15 protein-coding genes and 1 pseudogene are annotated in these 15,435 nt (G+C 64.8%); 8 read left to right on the top strand and 8 right to left on the bottom strand.

The window, feature by feature from the left end:
• Nucleotides 1-974 (top strand): annotated as a pseudogene (locus F3J14_RS20205) (excinuclease ABC subunit A); the annotation flags it as partial.
• Between the two features lie 80 nt (nucleotides 975-1,054).
• On the opposite strand, the gene F3J14_RS20200 reads toward F3J14_RS20205, so the two are convergent.
• The 3 genes from F3J14_RS20200 to F3J14_RS35750 all read right to left on the bottom strand — a co-directional run bounded on the left by F3J14_RS20200 (nucleotide 1,055) and on the right by F3J14_RS35750 (nucleotide 3,918).
• Entirely contained in the window at nucleotides 1,055-1,996 is a 942-nt protein-coding gene (locus F3J14_RS20200) for an amino acid ABC transporter substrate-binding protein (RefSeq protein WP_166724522.1), read from the bottom strand.
• Nucleotides 1,997-2,009: 13 nt separating this feature from the next.
• A complete protein-coding gene (locus F3J14_RS20195; RefSeq protein ID WP_166724521.1) occupies nucleotides 2,010-3,317 on the bottom strand; it encodes a cation:dicarboxylase symporter family transporter in 1,308 nt (435 codons plus the stop codon).
• 286 nt (nucleotides 3,318-3,603) lie between these two features.
• Nucleotides 3,604-3,918, bottom strand: coding sequence for a hypothetical protein (locus F3J14_RS35750; RefSeq protein ID WP_247682253.1), 315 nt, complete (start codon nucleotides 3,916-3,918; stop codon nucleotides 3,604-3,606).
• Between the two features lie 3 nt (nucleotides 3,919-3,921).
• Between F3J14_RS35750 and F3J14_RS35745 the strand changes: the two genes are divergently transcribed.
• The 4 genes from F3J14_RS35745 to F3J14_RS20175 all read left to right on the top strand — a co-directional run bounded on the left by F3J14_RS35745 (nucleotide 3,922) and on the right by F3J14_RS20175 (nucleotide 6,818).
• Nucleotides 3,922-4,146, top strand: a complete 225-nt coding sequence (locus tag F3J14_RS35745) for a hypothetical protein (RefSeq protein ID WP_247682252.1) — start codon at nucleotides 3,922-3,924, stop codon at nucleotides 4,144-4,146.
• A 96-nt stretch (nucleotides 4,147-4,242) separates the two neighbouring features.
• Entirely contained in the window at nucleotides 4,243-4,992 is a 750-nt protein-coding gene (locus tag F3J14_RS20185; protein WP_166724520.1) for an electron transfer flavoprotein subunit beta/FixA family protein, read from the top strand.
• A gap of 16 nt (nucleotides 4,993-5,008) precedes the next feature.
• Nucleotides 5,009-5,953 carry an FAD-binding protein gene (locus F3J14_RS20180; RefSeq protein WP_166724519.1) on the top strand — a complete coding sequence of 315 codons (945 nt, stop codon included), beginning with the start codon at nucleotides 5,009-5,011 and terminating at the stop codon, nucleotides 5,951-5,953.
• Nucleotides 5,943-6,818: a CoA ester lyase gene (locus F3J14_RS20175; RefSeq protein ID WP_166724518.1), complete on the top strand. Its 876-nt coding sequence runs from the start codon at nucleotides 5,943-5,945 to the stop codon at nucleotides 6,816-6,818. Before F3J14_RS20180 ends, F3J14_RS20175 begins: the two co-directional genes overlap by 11 nt.
• Before the next feature lie 73 nt (nucleotides 6,819-6,891).
• On the opposite strand, the gene F3J14_RS20170 is transcribed toward F3J14_RS20175, so the two are convergent.
• On the bottom strand, nucleotides 6,892-7,800 hold the full coding sequence (locus tag F3J14_RS20170; protein ID WP_166724517.1) for a LysR family transcriptional regulator: 909 nt from the start codon (nucleotides 7,798-7,800) through the stop codon (nucleotides 6,892-6,894).
• Nucleotides 7,801-7,926: 126 nt separating this feature from the next.
• On the opposite strand from F3J14_RS20170, the gene F3J14_RS20165 reads away from it, so the two are divergent.
• The 3 genes from F3J14_RS20165 to F3J14_RS20155 all read left to right on the top strand — a co-directional run bounded on the left by F3J14_RS20165 (nucleotide 7,927) and on the right by F3J14_RS20155 (nucleotide 11,142).
• Nucleotides 7,927-8,325 (top strand): RidA family protein, encoded by a 399-nt coding sequence (locus tag F3J14_RS20165; RefSeq protein WP_166724516.1) that lies wholly within the window; start codon nucleotides 7,927-7,929, stop codon nucleotides 8,323-8,325.
• Nucleotides 8,326-8,573: 248 nt separating this feature from the next.
• A complete protein-coding gene (locus F3J14_RS20160) occupies nucleotides 8,574-9,614 on the top strand; it encodes a lipase (RefSeq protein WP_166724515.1) in 1,041 nt (346 codons plus the stop codon).
• A 472-nt stretch (nucleotides 9,615-10,086) separates the two neighbouring features.
• Entirely contained in the window at nucleotides 10,087-11,142 is a 1,056-nt protein-coding gene (locus F3J14_RS20155; RefSeq protein ID WP_166724514.1) for an aldo/keto reductase, read from the top strand.
• Between the two features lie 30 nt (nucleotides 11,143-11,172).
• Here F3J14_RS20155 and F3J14_RS20150 read toward each other — a convergent pair whose 3' ends face one another.
• The 4 genes from F3J14_RS20150 to F3J14_RS20135 form a co-directional block, all read right to left on the bottom strand.
• Nucleotides 11,173-11,883, bottom strand: coding sequence for an SDR family oxidoreductase (locus F3J14_RS20150; protein ID WP_348772004.1), 711 nt, complete (start codon nucleotides 11,881-11,883; stop codon nucleotides 11,173-11,175).
• A gap of 11 nt (nucleotides 11,884-11,894) precedes the next feature.
• Nucleotides 11,895-12,701: a DeoR/GlpR family DNA-binding transcription regulator gene (locus F3J14_RS20145; protein WP_166724513.1), complete on the bottom strand. Its 807-nt coding sequence runs from the start codon at nucleotides 12,699-12,701 to the stop codon at nucleotides 11,895-11,897.
• Between the two features lie 104 nt (nucleotides 12,702-12,805).
• Nucleotides 12,806-13,993: an exo-alpha-sialidase gene (locus F3J14_RS20140; RefSeq protein WP_166724512.1), complete on the bottom strand. Its 1,188-nt coding sequence runs from the start codon at nucleotides 13,991-13,993 to the stop codon at nucleotides 12,806-12,808.
• 23 nt (nucleotides 13,994-14,016) lie between these two features.
• A complete protein-coding gene (locus F3J14_RS20135; protein WP_166724511.1) occupies nucleotides 14,017-15,435 on the bottom strand; it encodes a sodium:solute symporter family protein in 1,419 nt (472 codons plus the stop codon).

The following is a 15,435-nucleotide window of genomic DNA, read 5'->3' as shown; positions in this document are numbered from 1 at the left end:
CGCCGGCCGCCAACCGCCGCTCGAGCGTGCTCGCGCGCAGCGCGCCGCGGCCATCGCTGAACGTCACGCATGCGTGGCAGGGCTGCGCGTCGCTGAGCGGCTGGGAGCGGATCGACCGCGTGCTCGAAGTCGACCAGACGCCGATCGGCAAGACGCCGCGCTCGTGTCCGGCCACCTACATCGGTGTGTGGGACACGATCCGCAAGCTGTTCGCCGATACGCTGGAAGCGCGTGCACGCGGCTACACGGCGTCGCGTTTCTCGTTCAACACCGGCGACGGACGCTGCCCCGCCTGCGAAGGGCAGGGCGTGCGCACGATCGGGATGAGCTTCCTGCCCGACGTGAAGGTGCCGTGCGACGTATGCCACGGGCAGCGCTTCAATCCGGAGACGCTCGCCGTCACGTGGCGCGGCCGGAACATCGGCGACGTGCTGACGATGGAAATCGACGAAGCGGTGGAGTTCTTCGCGCCGATTTCGAACATCGCGCATCCGCTGCAGCTGATGAAGGACGTCGGCCTCGGCTACCTGACGCTCGGCCAGCCGTCGCCAACACTGTCCGGCGGCGAGGCGCAGCGCATCAAGCTCGTCACCGAGCTCACGAAGGTGCGCGACGACATCACGCGACGCGGCCAGAAGGCGCCGCACACGCTGTACGTGCTCGACGAGCCGACGGTCGGCCTGCACATGGCCGACGTCGCGAAGCTGATCCGCGTGCTGCACCGGCTGGTCGACGGCGGGCATAGCGTTGTCGTGATCGAGCACGATCTCGACGTGATCGCGGAAGCCGACTGGATCATCGATCTCGGTCCGGAAGGCGGCGTGGGCGGCGGCACGATCGTCGCGGCGGCGCCGCCGGAAGGGCTCGTGCAGGTGAGCGCGAGCCATACGGGCCAAGCGTTGAAGCCGGTGCTGGCGCGAACGGCTGCGGAGGGTGGTGAAGCGGAGCGGCAGGACGAAGCGCGGGTCGGTTGAACGCGGTGCTTGCGGTGAGCGGCCCCGGTGTCTGGCAAGACACCGGGGCCGTTCTCATTTCGTCATGCGAGCCGCCGCACTCATTCGTTCTTGACGCCGATCGCGTCGATGATGGTCTTCAGCTGCTGGCTCATCGGCAGGTTCAGACTCACGCCCGACGGAAGCGGACGCAGGAACCAGCGCTTGTACTGACGCGTGATCTCGCCGTCGACGGCCAACTCCTCGAACGTGCTCTTCACGACCTGCGCGAGCTGCGGATCGTCCTTGCGGAACATGATTCCGTACGGGTCGTATGACAGGTAATCGCCCACCACGTCGTACTGGCCGCCCTTGGCCGCATTTTCGGCAATCAGGCCGTACAGCAGCACGTCGTCCGTCGCGAACGCATCGGCGCGGCCGTTCGCGACGAGCGCGAAGCCCTGCGCATGATCCGGCACCACCTGCAACTGGATCCCGAGCTTGAACCGTGCGTCCAGGTCGCGCAGCGCCTTCTCGTTGGTCGTGCCGGCCGTCACCGCGACCTTCTTGCCGGCGAGATCGCGGAACGAGCGGATCGGCGAGCCTCGCTTCACCATCACCTTCGTACCGGCCACGAAGATGATCGGCGAGAACGCCACGCGCTGCTGGCGCTCCAGGTTGCTCGTCGTGGAGCCGCACTCCAGATCGACGTTGCCGCTGACCACCGCGTCGATGCGGTTGTCGGACGTGACCGGCACCCAGCGGATCGTCAGGCTCTTGTTGACCGCATCCTCGATCGACGACACGAGCGCCTTGCAGAGCTCAATCGAATAGCCGATCGGCTGGTTGCGCGCATTCAGGTACGAGAACGGTATCGACGCGTCGCGGTAGCCGAGCGCGATCGTGCCGCTGCTGCGCACCTTCGCGAGCGTGCCGGTCAGTTGGGCCGGCGCGAGCGGCTCGACGCGCGGCGGTGGTGCGGGTGCGTCGTCCGCGCGCGCGGTTGCGCCCGCGGCAAGCAGGCCTGCGAGCGCGAGCGCGCGCCAGAATCGCTGCATCTTCATCGCCGGGCCTCCGTCAGACGTCCGCCGGATGCGCGATCGAGCCTTCCTGCTCCGCCTCGATGCGCGCCAGGTTGGCCTCGGCTTCCGCCTCCGACATGAGCTGGCCTTCCCATTTCGCGACCACGGCGCTCGCGATCGAGTTGCCCACCGCGTTGGTGGCCGAGCGGCCCATGTCGAGGAACGTGTCGACGCCGAGGATCAGCAGCAGCCCGGCCTCTGGGAGCCCGAACTGGTGCAGCGTGGCGGCGATCACGACGAGCGATGCGCGCGGCACGCCGGCCATTCCCTTCGACGTGAGCATCAACACCAGCAGCATCGTGATCTGCGTGCCGAGCGACAGGTGGACGTTGTACGCCTGCGCGATGAACAGCGACGCGAACGTGCAGTACATCATCGAGCCGTCGAGGTTGAACGAATAGCCCATCGGCATCACGAAGCTCGAGATCTTGCGCCGCACGCCGAACCGGTCGAGCGCGTCGAGGATCTTCGGGTACGCGGCTTCGGAGCTGGCGGTCGCGAACGACAGCATGAACGCTTCCTTGATCAGCGCCAGCAGCTTGAACACGCGCCGCCCGAGGAACACCATCCCGGCACAGACGAGCAGCGCCCAGAGCAGGAACAGGCTGAGGTAGAAGTCGCCCATGAAGACCGCGAACTTCAGCAACACCGACAGCCCGTTGACCGCGACGGTCGCGGCCATCGCGGCCAGCACCGCGAGCGGCGCGAGCTTCATCACGTAGCCGGTGATCTTGAGCATCACGTGCGACAGCTGGTCGATCGCGGCCACGAGGATCTTGCCGCGCTCGCCGAGCGCGGCGAGCGCCACGCCGAAGAACATCGAGAACACGACGATCTGCAGAATTTCGTTGTTGCTCATCGCCTCGGCGAACGACTTCGGCACCATGTGGCCGACGAAATCCTTGAGCGTGAACTTGGAGGTCGCGAGGTTCGCCGACGCGCCGATATCCGGCAGCGGCAGGCCGAGGTTGTCGCCGGGCCGGAGCAGGTTCGCCATGAAGAGGCCGAGCAGCAGCGAGATCAGCGACGCGGTGACGAACCAGCCGAACGCCTTCACGAACACGCGCCCGACCGATGCCGCGTCGCCCATGTGCGCGATGCCGACGACGAGCGTGGAGAACACGAGCGGCCCGATCACCATCTTGATCAGGCGCAGGAACACGTCGGACACGAGCGAGATGTAACCGGCGATTTCGGTGGTGGCTTTTTTGTCGGGAAAGTTCGTGAAGATCATGTAGCCGATCACGATGCCAGCCACCATCGCGATCAGGATCCAGACGGCTGCAGCATTCTTTTTCTGCATCGTGAGCCTCCCATGCACCGGTTCGGCAACCGGGGATGGAAGGACAATACAGGACCAGAATGGCGATGAACAGTGCAACCGGGTCGGGGTTTGCGCTAGCGCCGGGTCGCGACGGATTGCCCGGCAGGGATTGCGACGGTAGCGCCTGATGCCTGGCGGCGGCGCAACCCGGTGCTCGATTTGTGCGGTGCGGCACGATGGTTGTTTGACCGCGCCGTGATCGCCGCGGTCGCCGTGAGCGGATGCCGGAGCCTCCCCGTGAGGTCGCGGGCCGTGCGGGCATGTATCACGTGAAGCCCGGCCTGTTCTCATCGTCGTCGACGTGGTCCAGCATGCGCCGCACGGCATCGTCGACCTCCAGCGCGCGCCGGTCGATGGAATCGATTTCGCGGCGTACACGTTTTTCAGGTGCCGCGGCTCGGGCATTTCGTGACTTTCGCCGCATGCGGCCGCGTTGACGGACGCGGCGCGGCCGCCGCGGGCTGCGGTCGGTGTCGAGGTCTACTAGGATTACGACGACCTGACGAAGCGGAACCTGATCGTCGGGATCGGCTTCGCGCACCTCGAACCGACGCAAGCGGTGCGGGAACATGAGAAGCATGGCGTGATCGTCTATGAATGCATCGCGTCGAGCCTGTATTCGGGGCGGATGTTGAAATCGTTCCGGCTCGTCGGCGCGGTGCGAATCTCATCGCTCCATTGCCATGCGCTGAACGATATCGCGCGATTCCTGGCGATTACCGGGACGCTGGCGGCGAACGGCCTGGATCTTCCGGGCCGTGTCGCATCCGGTGCCGGAAAACGGCTACGCAATAGGTTCGGGCTATGACCGGCAGAGCGAATCGATAGTTGTCGCGGTCCGGGATTGCGCGTGTAATGGCTCGCGATACCGGATGATGCCGATGACTCGATGGAGGAGCAGCGCGTGAAGATCGTAGTGGCAGTGAAGCGGGTGGTCGATTACAACGTGAAGGTCCGCGTGAAGTCGGACAACACGGGCGTCGACATCGCGAACGTGAAGATGTCGATGAACCCGTTCGACGAAATCGCGGTGGAAGAAGCCGTGCGCCTGAAGGAAGCGGGCGTCGCGACCGAAGTGATTGCGGTGTCGGTCGGTGTCACGCAAGCGCAGGAAACGCTGCGCACGGCGCTGGCGATTGGCGCGGATCGAGCAATCCTGGTCGAATCGAACGACAGCGTCGAGCCGCTGGCCGTCGCGAAGATTCTGAAGGCGCTGGTCGACAAGGAGCAGCCGCAGCTGGTGATCCTCGGCAAGCAGGCAATCGACGACGATTCGAACCAGACGGGCCAGATGCTGGCCGCGCTGGCCGGTCTGCCGCAAGCGACGTTCGCGTCAAAGGTGACGATCGCCGACGGCAAGGCCACGGTTGCGCGTGAAGTCGACGGCGGCGCGGAAACGCTGTCGCTGACGCTGCCGGCGGTGGTCACGACCGACCTGCGCCTGAACGAGCCGCGCTACGTGACGCTGCCGAACATCATGAAGGCGAAGAAGAAGCCGCTGGAAACCGTGAAGCCGGAAGACCTGGGCGTGGATGTCGCGCCGCGTCTGAAGACGCTGAAGGTGGTCGAGCCGCCGAAGCGCGCGGCCGGCGTGAAGGTGCCGGACGTGAACACGCTGGTCGAGAAGCTGAAGACCGAAGCCAAGGTGCTGTAAGAGGGAGCGGAAAGAAATGACGATTCTGGTGATTGCAGAACATGACCACGCGTCGATCAAGGCCGGGACGCTGAACACGGTGGCGGCGGCGGCCGAGGTTGGCAAATTCGTTGGCGGCGACATTCACGTGTTGGTCGCAGGGCATAACGCGCAAGCGGCAGCCGACGCAGCAGCGAAGATCGCAGGTGTTTCGAAGGTACTCCTGGCCGACGCGCCGCCGCTTGCGGACGGCCTCGCCGAGAACGTCGAAGCGACGGTGTTGATCATTGCAGCGAACTACTCGCACATCCTCGCGCCGGCGACGGCCTACGGCAAGAACATCGCGCCGCGCATCGCCGCGAAGCTTGATGTCGCGCAGATCTCCGACATCACGGCGGTTGTTTCGGCCGACACGTTCGAGCGCCCGATCTACGCGGGCAACGCGATCGCGACGGTGCAGTCGAGCGACCCGATCAAGGTCATCACGGTGCGTGCGACGGGTTTTGATCCGGTAGCGGCCGAAGGCGGCAGCGCATCGGTCGAGAAGATCGAAGCGGCAGCCGACGCAGGCAAGTCGCAATTCGTGAGCCGTGAAGTGACGAAGCTGGACCGTCCGGAACTCACCAGCGCGAAGATCATCGTATCGGGCGGCCGCGGTCTGGGCAGCGGCGAGAACTACACGAAGGTGCTGGAGCCACTGGCCGACAAGCTGCAGGCAGCACTGGGCGCATCGCGCGCGGCAGTCGACGCCGGCTACGTGCCGAACGACTACCAAGTCGGCCAGACCGGCAAGATCGTCGCACCGCAGCTGTATATCGCGGTGGGCATCTCGGGTGCGATCCAGCATCTGGCCGGCATGAAGGATTCGAAGGTGATCGTCGCGATCAACAAGGATCCCGAAGCGCCGATCTTCAGCGTTGCCGACTACGGGCTCGTCGGCGACCTGTTCGCGCTCGTGCCGGAGGTGGTCGATGCCGTCTGATGCAGCGGTGCGCGCGAGCGTCGGACGCTCGGCACCTGCCCAGTCATACCTGTTCGTGCCGGGAAACAAGCCCGAGCGGTTCGACAAGGCGCTCGCAAGCGGCGCCGATGCGGTCATCATCGATCTCGAAGATGCTGTCGAACCGGACGCGAAAGCGGCGGCGCGCGATGCGATCGCCCGGTGGGTTTCGCCCGAGCACCCGGTGCTCGTGCGGATCAATGCGCGGAACACGCCGTGGTTCGAGGCCGACGCCGCGCTTGGCGCGTTGAAGGGCGTGGCAGGTATCGTGCTGCCGAAGGCCTCGCGTGCGGACGATGTGTGCGCGGCCGTTGCGCTTGCGCGCCGGCGCGTGCCCATCTATCCGTTGATCGAAAGCGCAGACGGCATGTGGAACGCGCTCGACGTCGCGAAAGCGCCGTACGTCGCGCGGCTGATGTTCGGCACGCTCGATTTCATCGCGGACATGGGCATGTCGGACGATGGCGTTTCGCTCAATCACTTTCGGTCGCAACTGACGTTGATTTCGCGGGTTGCCGGTATCGAGTCGCCGGTCGACGGGGTGACGCCGGACATTCACGACGAGGAACGGATCGCGCGTGACGCGTTCAACGGGAAGCAACTGGGATTCGGCGCGAAGCTGTGCATTCACCCGAAACAGATCGCATTCGTGCACAAGTGCTATCGGCCGAGCGAGGATGAGGTGCGCTGGGCGCGGCAGGTGCTCGATGCGATGCGCGAGTCGAATGGCGGCGTGGTGACGGTCGACGGGAAGATGGTCGATCGGCCCGTATTGCTACGTGCGACGCGAATCGACGAACTGGCCTCATTCGCGGGCGCGGCAGCGGAAGGGGCGGCTCGCGCATGATCCGAAGCGGATGCCGCCGCCACCCGGACGAAGTGCGCGGTCGCGCGTGACGCACGTAACGTGCTCACTACTGCTACACGGGAGCAGGGGCGTTCATCAGCTCGACGACCCAGTCGATGAACGCACGCAGTTTGGCACTGACGTGGCGGTTCGGCGGATACGCGATGTATAGCGGCATCGGATCGAGTTGCCAGTCGTCGAACAGCGTGACGAGTTCGCCGCGCTCCAGATGCGCTTTCGCCATATATCGCGGCAGCCACATGATGCCGAGACCGGCCACGCCGGCCGCGAGATAAGCATTGCCGTCATCGACGGCGAGCGCGTAACGGCCTTGCACCGCGACGGTCTCGTCGCGGCGATGCATGACGAGCGGATAGAGTTTGCCCGCGCGTCCCCACGAGAATCCGACGATGCGGTGATGCGAGTTTTCGAGTTCCGCCGGATGCAAAGGCGTGCCTGCGAGTGCGAGATAGCCGGGCGACGCAACGATGCCGAGCGACAGGTCCGCCACGCGCCGGGCGACCATCGACTGATCGTTCGGCTCGCCTCCGCGCACGACGCAATCCACGTTCTCGCCGATGATGTCGACGGTACGGTCGCTCACGCCCATGTCGAGCTGAATGTCCGGATAGCGGGCGAGGAATGCCGGCAGCGCGGGGATCAGGATCAGGCGCGCGAACGGGCTTGGCACGTCCACGCGCAGGCGCCCTCGTGGCACCGCCGATGCACTCGACAGGCTCGTTTCGGCGTCGTCCATATCGGCGAGCAGCCGGGTCACGCGCTCGTAGTACGCGATGCCGTCCGGCGTGACGTTGATCCTGCGCGTCGTCCGGTTCAGCAGCCGGACCCGCAAGCGCGCCTCGAGCTGCTGGACCAGCTGCGTGACGGTGGTCTTGCTCATATGCAGCGTCTCGGCGGCCTTCGTGAAGCTGCCCGCCTCGACGACCCGGACGAAAGCGCGCATCGCATCGAAGCGATCCATGAGTGTGTGCCTCGCATTTGAATTGTTTGCATTTTACAAACGGTCATGGACAGGGATGGTCGTTTATCGCGCGGGTGTCGGTCGGTACAGTGTGCCGATCGAAACCAGTGATCATTGGAGGTGAAGGTGGGCAAGCGCGATGTGGTGTTTGCGCCGGGACGTCGGGCGCTGTACGAGCGCAACCGGTACTCTCCGGCCGTTCGGGCGGGCGGGTTGCTGTTCGTCTCCGGTCAGGTCGGCAGTCGTGAGGACGGGACGCCCGAGCCGGATCTGCAGGAACAGGTGCGGCTCGCTTTTCGAAACCTGAATGCGATCCTGCACGCGGCCGGCTGCACGTTCGACGATGTGGTCGACGTCACGGTGTTCATGGTCGATCCGCAATCGACCTTCGAGCGCGTCTGGCAGGTCGTGCCGGAGTTCTGGGGCGACGCGCCGCATCCGGCGCTTACCGCGGTCGGTGTGACCTGGCTTTACGGCTTCGATTTCGAGATCAAGGTCGTGGCGAAGCTTCCGGTTGCTGAATGACGTAATTCGAGGGTTCCCGGCAAAATTGACCTTTCTTTCAGGCCGACGGTACCTGCCAATCTCGACAGGTTGTTCCGCCGTACCGCGTGCGCGATGATTTGCGTGCTCATTGCGAGCCTGCCCCGCTTGCGTTCCGTGCAATCCAGGTATCGCGCGTTGCGCGTCCGATTCCGACCCGCAGCGGCGCAGCAGGGGTGATCGGCTTGTTCGCAATGACGACCTTCCGCAGCGCGACGACGAGGCGAACCATGACATCCAGCAGACTCGAGCAAATGCAGGTCAATCTCACGTTGGCCTATGTTCTTAATAACGCGGCAACCGACAGATTCGGGCACGGACTCAAGCATCCGCCTGCGTCGCAAGTCAAAAAGATCATCGTGGATCGCCTGAACGGATCGAAGATGACCCGGAACGATCGGTTCGAAATTGCCTGGGGGCCGGCGATCGTATTGGATCCGAATGGCGAAGCTGCCAATGTCACCGTCGTCTTGCAATTGGCCGGTACCGGCGAATATACAGTGGTGACGAGCGGCACCAATTTCGCGTCCCCGCTTGATGTTCTGAGCGATTTTTCCTATGACACCCTCGAGCCGTTCAGTGCGTATGTGCCGAATTGCCCGTCGGACGCACAAATATCGGCGGGTACGAACGGAGCGTTGTCCGAGGTACTGAGCACGCCCGATGAAAGTCATCAGACGCTCGTCCAATTCCTGACGACCGTGCCACCGTCATCGGTAGTCACCGTTGTCGGGCATAGCCTCGGAGGCGCGTTGGCGTCCGCGATCGTGTTGTACCTGAAGAATCAGAGCGGCTTGCAGTCTCTGACGTACCACTGCCAGACGTTTGCGGCGCCGACAGCAGGCAACGATGTGTTCGCCGGCTATTTCGACGAGCAGATGCGAGGCAATGCGGTACGCATATTCACGACGCGGGATATCGTGCCGATGGCATGGAATGCGGACAGCCTCCAGAAGGTAAAAACCGTCTACAGCGACGTTCCTCACCATGACACCCCCGATAACGTGAAGGTTGCTGTCGATATGGTCAGCATTGCGACAATGTCGCTGAAGTACACCCAATGGGGAACCTCCGAACCATCAGGCCCCGTGGCGACGGCGATGGAGTACCCGCTGAAGGCGGACGTCAACAAAGCCATTCTGGATTTCCAGGCGCAGGTTGGCTTTCAGCATATCGACGGATACATTGCCTGCCTGGGTATGGCCCGCAGCGACATTGACCTTCCACCGCCGGCACAGGTCAACCCCAAGGTCGGTAAAACGCCCGTGTGAAGCAGTACGAAGCAAAACCCATAAGACCACTGGCACGCAGTGTGAAAACCCGCTTCGGCGGGTTTTTTCATGGCCGGTTTCTGCGTGGCCGCAATGGCCTGAGTCGCCGCCGTCGATATGTCGTGGGATCGACGCTTGGCAAAGATCAAGCGTACGTCGCGGCTTTGCATTGTTCACTCCGGAAGTAACAGAACGTTCAATCGGCCGTCATTTATCACCCGCTTGCGACTCAGTAGAGTGCTTTCCCATGTCGTCGCCCGGCGACAACCTGAATGAAAGGAAGCCAATCATGACGCAACACACTTTGTCGCCCAGGGATCCACAAACGGCACGCCGTTATGGCGCAGGCGTCGCAACGATGGCCGCGCAGTTCGGCGCCGGGCGCGCTCGAATCAACTGAAATCCGGGTGTGCGAGGCGCGCCGCACCGGACACCGCCGCATTCTTTCCAGCCGATCCACAAGGAAACGCTCATGCAATACAAGCAACTGGGCCGCACCGGCCTGTATGTCTCCGAGCTGTGTCTCGGCACGATGACGCTGGGCGGCAATGCCGATGCCGGCATGTGGGCGGCGATCGGCGCGGTCGGCCAGGACGACGCGACCCGACTGATCTCCCGCGCACTGGCCGCCGGAATCAACTTCATCGATACCGCCGATATTTACTCGTTTGGCCACGCCGAACGCCTCGTCGGACAAGCGCTCCGGGACATCGGCGTCCCGCGCGGCGAGATCGTGCTGGCGACCAAGACGGCCGGCGTGATGGGCCCGAAGCCCAACGATCAGGGCGCGTCGCGTGGCCACATCATGGATTCGGTGCAGAGAAGCCTGGAACGGCTGCAGGTCGACCACATCGACCTTTACCAGATCCACGCGAACGATTCCGTCACGCCGATCGAAGAGACGCTGCGGGCGCTCGACGATCTGACGCGCCAGGGGCTGGTGCGCTATGTCGGTGTCTCGAACTGGCGCGCAGGAAAGATCGGCAAGGCGCTCGGACTCAGCGAAGCGCTCCGCGCGACGCGCTTCGAGACGCTCCAGGCCTACTATTCGATCGCCGGACGTGACGTGGAGCGCGAACTGGTGCCGCTCGCGATCGAGGAGCGGATGGGGCTGCTCGTCTGGTCGCCGCTTGCCGGCGGATTGCTGTCGGGGAAGTTTGGTCCCGGGGCGCCAACGGAAGAAGGTTCGCGGCGCAGCCATTTCGATTTCCCGCCGGTCGATCTTGACCGGGCCTGGCCGTGCGTCGCGGCGATGCGCGCCATCGCTGACGCGCGAGGGGTATCGGTCGCCCGGATCGCGCTCGCGTGGTTACTCGCCAAGCCGCATGTCACGAGCGTCATCATCGGTGCCAAACGGGTCGAACAGCTCGAAGACAATCTCGGCGCGGTCGATGTCGTCCTGACCGACGACGAGCTGGCGCGTCTCGACGCCGTGAGTGCCTTGCCGCCGTGTTATCCGGGCTGGATGATCGATCGTCAGGAGTCGGGCCGACGGCCGAAGCCATTTTCGCGCGTCGTATCGAATTAGGATCGGCGACGCCAGGTCCGTCCCTTCGCGTTAAAGCGACGCGCCACCACACATGACGATCTGCTGCCCCGTGATCGCGCTCGCATCCGCGCTCAACAGGAAGCCGGTCAGCGCGGCGACTTCCTCGGGCGTGATGAATCGCCCGATCGGCGGAAGGCGGGGAGGCGTTGCCGCCCGCGCCGGATCGCGCAGGAACGGCGTGTCCGTCGCGCCGGGCGCGACGACGTTGACGGTGATGCCCTGCGGTGCGAGTTCCGCGGCCCAGGACCGCGCCAGGCCAACCAGCGCGGATTTGGTCGCCGCATACTGACTGCGCGTGGCCGCACCGTTGGCGGTGCGGCTGCCCAGCAGCACGATGCGTCCGCCGGCTGGCATCCGGGGCACCAGGCGATCGGCGAGAAAGGTGGCGGACTCAACGTGCAAGCGCCACATTGCCGCGCCGTCCTCGTGTGAAAGTTGACCGAGCGGCGCGGTACGCATGAAGCCGGCCGCATGCACCAGCGCGTCCACCGCACCCAATGCATCGCACACGGGCCCGAGTGCCGCGAAGTCGGTGACGTCGACCGGCACGATGTTCAGGGAGCCATGCGTCGTTTCAATGCGCGAGCGGCACAATCCCGTGACGCGCCAGCCGTCGGCGAGCAGACGGTCGACGATCGCTCGTCCAATTCCCGACGACGCACCCGTGACGACTGCGTGGCGCGAACCCGAACTCGAACCCGACTGCTCCAGTTGACCCACGATCGCTCCTGCTACGTTTGAACCTGCGATGAACCGCCGGATGTCGCCGCAGTCTTCGTGCTGACCGCGTGCACGGTGATCCGCGCTTGCGAATGGAACGGTTCGAGCTGCTCGGGCAAAGCCGCATCGTCCGTCACGAGCGTCCAGTCGCGCTCGAGCGGCGTCCAGTGCTGCTGGCTCGCGCGTCCGAGCTTGTCAGCGGTCACGAGCACGAAGACCTCGGCTGCCTGCCGCATCACGCACTCCTTCAGATACGACTGTTCGCTGCTCGCCTCGCACAAGCCCAGTTCCGCGACCACGCCATCCGCGCCGAGGAACGCCTTGTCGACGCTCAGGCGGCTCAGCGCGATCTGCGCAAGCGGCCCGAGCGTGCTCATGCTGGACGACCGGACGTCGCCGCCGATCACCGTCACCTGCACGCCCGACGCGGCGAGCGGGCTCACGACCAGCAGGTTGTTGGTGACGACGTGAACGGCTGTCCGCCCGGCAAGCAGGCGCGCCAGCGCCGCGGTCGTGGTGCCGCCGTCGAGGAATACGGTGTCGCCGTCCTCGACGAACGCGCTCGCCGCGTGCGCGATCGCTTCCTTCTGTTCCTGCGAACTGACGCGCCGCTCCTCGAGCGAGGGCTCCGGCTCATGGCCGCCGACCGCGGCGGCGCCGCCGTAGGTGCGCAGAATGCGACGGTCGCTCGCGAGCGCGCGCAGATCCCGGCGAACGGTCGCTTCCGACATCCCGAAGTGCTCGCACAACGTCGCAACGTCCGTCATGCCCCCGAGCACGGCCTGCAGCATCGCCTCCCGGCGCCTGGTCACTTTCATGTGCGTGATTTCCTGGTCTGATCGCATTGGCGCGCAAGTCTGCGCATCCCGACCGACAAGTTTATCGAATTGCCGCAGTGACGGGCCAGTTGCGCCGGCGGGTGTCATCGACCGCGAACCCACGCTTCGTCGACGCGCACGTATTTGATCTTCTGCCGGAACCAGGTGAATGCGATGTGCAATGCGCCGTCTTGCGACTGCACGATAGACGGATAGGAATACTCCCGGTTGCGCTGATCCGCGGAATTGTTCGTCATGCAGTACCCGTCGCCGATTTCCAGGTTGCGGCGGCGCCGCCATGTCCTGCCGCCGTCCTCGGAGATGGCCAGCGACATCGGCGCGCGCGGGGCGCCCCAGAAAGCGGTGCCGCGCGCGGACGCCTTCTGGTCGCGCAGCTCGCCGCTGTCCTCCGAGTCTTCGATGTCGTCGTACAGGGACGCGCGACGCTCGTTGCCGTGCGACGCATCGCTCTCGTTGAACACGAGTGCGAGGTGGCCGTTCTGCAGCACCGTGAACTGGATCGACGAGTTGTTGTTCGGCACATCGGTCGGCTCGGGCGCGCTCCACGTGCGGCCATCCGCCGAGCGGCTCGCATAGACGAAGTCCGCCCAGCGGCTGCGGTAAAGCGCCAGCAGCGAGCCATCGTGCAGCACGTGAACGTTCATGTGCACGCACCCGACGCTGTCCGGCACCTCGTGCAGCGTCCATGACGCGCCCTGGTCGTCGGAGACCATGACCGCGCTGACGTCGTCGTTGCCGACCCAGCGCTCACCGGGCGCCGTGCGGCACAGGAATACCGGGCAGAGCCACGTGCCGCTGTCGAGCGCGATGATCGGCTGGCGGACGAATGTCCCGGGGCGATCGAACAGGGTCTCGACGGGGCCCCAGGTGACGCCGCCGTCCGTCGACACGCGGCGGCGAACGATCGCCGTGTTCTGATGGCCGGACAGTTGCGCGGTGTAGATCAGCCACAGGCGGCCGTCCGGCGCGGTGAACAGCACCGGGTTCTGTTCCGAGCGGGTCGGGTCGTCCGACAGCTTTTGAGGCGCCGACCACGCGTTCGCGCCGGCCGCGAGACGCGACAGGTAGATGGAGACGTCGGGAATGCCTTCCTGGGTGCCGCCGAACCAGACGCACAGCAGGTCGCCGTTTTCGAGGCAATGCAGGTTGGCCGCGTGGTTCTGCACGCAGGCGGTGGGCAGAAACGCTTCCTGCCGTTCCGCGTCGGCATACGCCGTGCGAACGCAGTGATCCGACGCGGCGCTCGCCGCTTCAACGAGGTTCGTGCTCATGAAATGTGTCTCGAGTTGCGAGGTTAGTGCGATTCGCGATGCGTGAGCGCCTTGTCGCGAAGATTCGAGCCCTCGCCATGAAACAACAGCTTGCCGATGACCAGCACGATGGCGGGCGTCACCAGGGCGACGTACATGTTGTCGATGCCGAACGGGTTGCCGAGCAGGTACCAGACCGTCGTGGCGAGCGTCGCGACGATCAGGGCCGAGACGGCGCCGCGCTTGCCGCTGAAGAACGGCAGGTAGATACCGATCAGCGCAACGACCGACACGGACAGACGCAGCGCACGGCTGAAGAACGACAGCGCGAGGATCTGCGGGACGAACAGCACGAAGATCAGCGGGAGGAAGCCGACGATCAGCGAGATCCAGCGCGTCATTCTCAGTTCGACGTCGGGTGTCGGCTTGAAGCGCGGCACGTAGAAGTCCTTGACGATCAGCGATGCGATCGCCAGCGCGACGGTGCAGACGCTCACGAAGATGGATGCGACGAGCGACGTCGTGACGATGCCGGCCAGGATGGGGTTCATGTGCTGCAGGAACACCGGCAGCGCGTAGAGGCTCTTGATGTTCGGATACAGGTACTTGGCCGTCACGCCGATGAAGCCGAGTGCGAGCCCGATCGGCACGCACAGGAGCGCGGCGATCAGCGAAGACGCGCGCGCACCCTCGGGGCTGCGGGTGGCCGAGATGGCCTGGATGATGAACTGCGTCGAGAAGATCGCGCCGGCCGTGCCGATGATCCATGCGCCGATCGTGCCGCCCGACAGCGCACCGGTCCACGTGAAATAGTGCGCGGGCATGTTCTGCGCCATCGGCTGGATGCCGCCCGACAGCTTCCACGCGACACCGACCAGGATGGCGATGCCGAGCAGCTTCACGGCGCTGTGAATGACCGTCAGGTACGCGACGCTCTTGAGGCCGCCCCACACGAAGTAGACGGTGCTGACGATGGCGGTGATGATGGCGGCCGTGGGCAGGTTGATCCGCATGACCGTCGAGATGGCCGCCGCCCCGCTCACGTAGTTGCCGACGTTCACCACGAACAGCGCGTAGATCATGATCGCGGACACGGCGAGCTTCGCACCGTTGCCATAGCGTTGCGCGATGAAGCCGGAGATCGTGAACTCGCCGGACGCATACAGGCGCTTGGCCATGAACAGGCCGAACAACAGAAAGCCGATGGCCGCCGCCAGGACCGACCACGACGCGGCGATGCCGGCCGAGAACGCTTCCTGCGATGTCCCGACCGTCGATTTCGCGCCGATGAATTCCGACATCAGCAGGATGGCGACCACCAGCGCGGGCATCGAGCGCCCGGCCACCATGAACTGTTCGGAATTACGGCTGCGCAGGCGAATGCTGATCACGCTCGTAATCACAATGTAGGCGACCACCATGCCGATGATGGTGGCTGTGTCCCAATAACTGAAGGTGGCCAT

It is taken from the genome of Burkholderia sp. Tr-862 (assembly GCF_011753085.1).
Taxonomy (GTDB): Bacteria; Pseudomonadota; Gammaproteobacteria; order Burkholderiales; family Burkholderiaceae; genus Burkholderia; species Burkholderia ambifaria.
The sequence above is the reverse complement of the archived record's forward strand: the minus strand, read 5'-3'. Positions and strand labels throughout refer to the sequence as shown.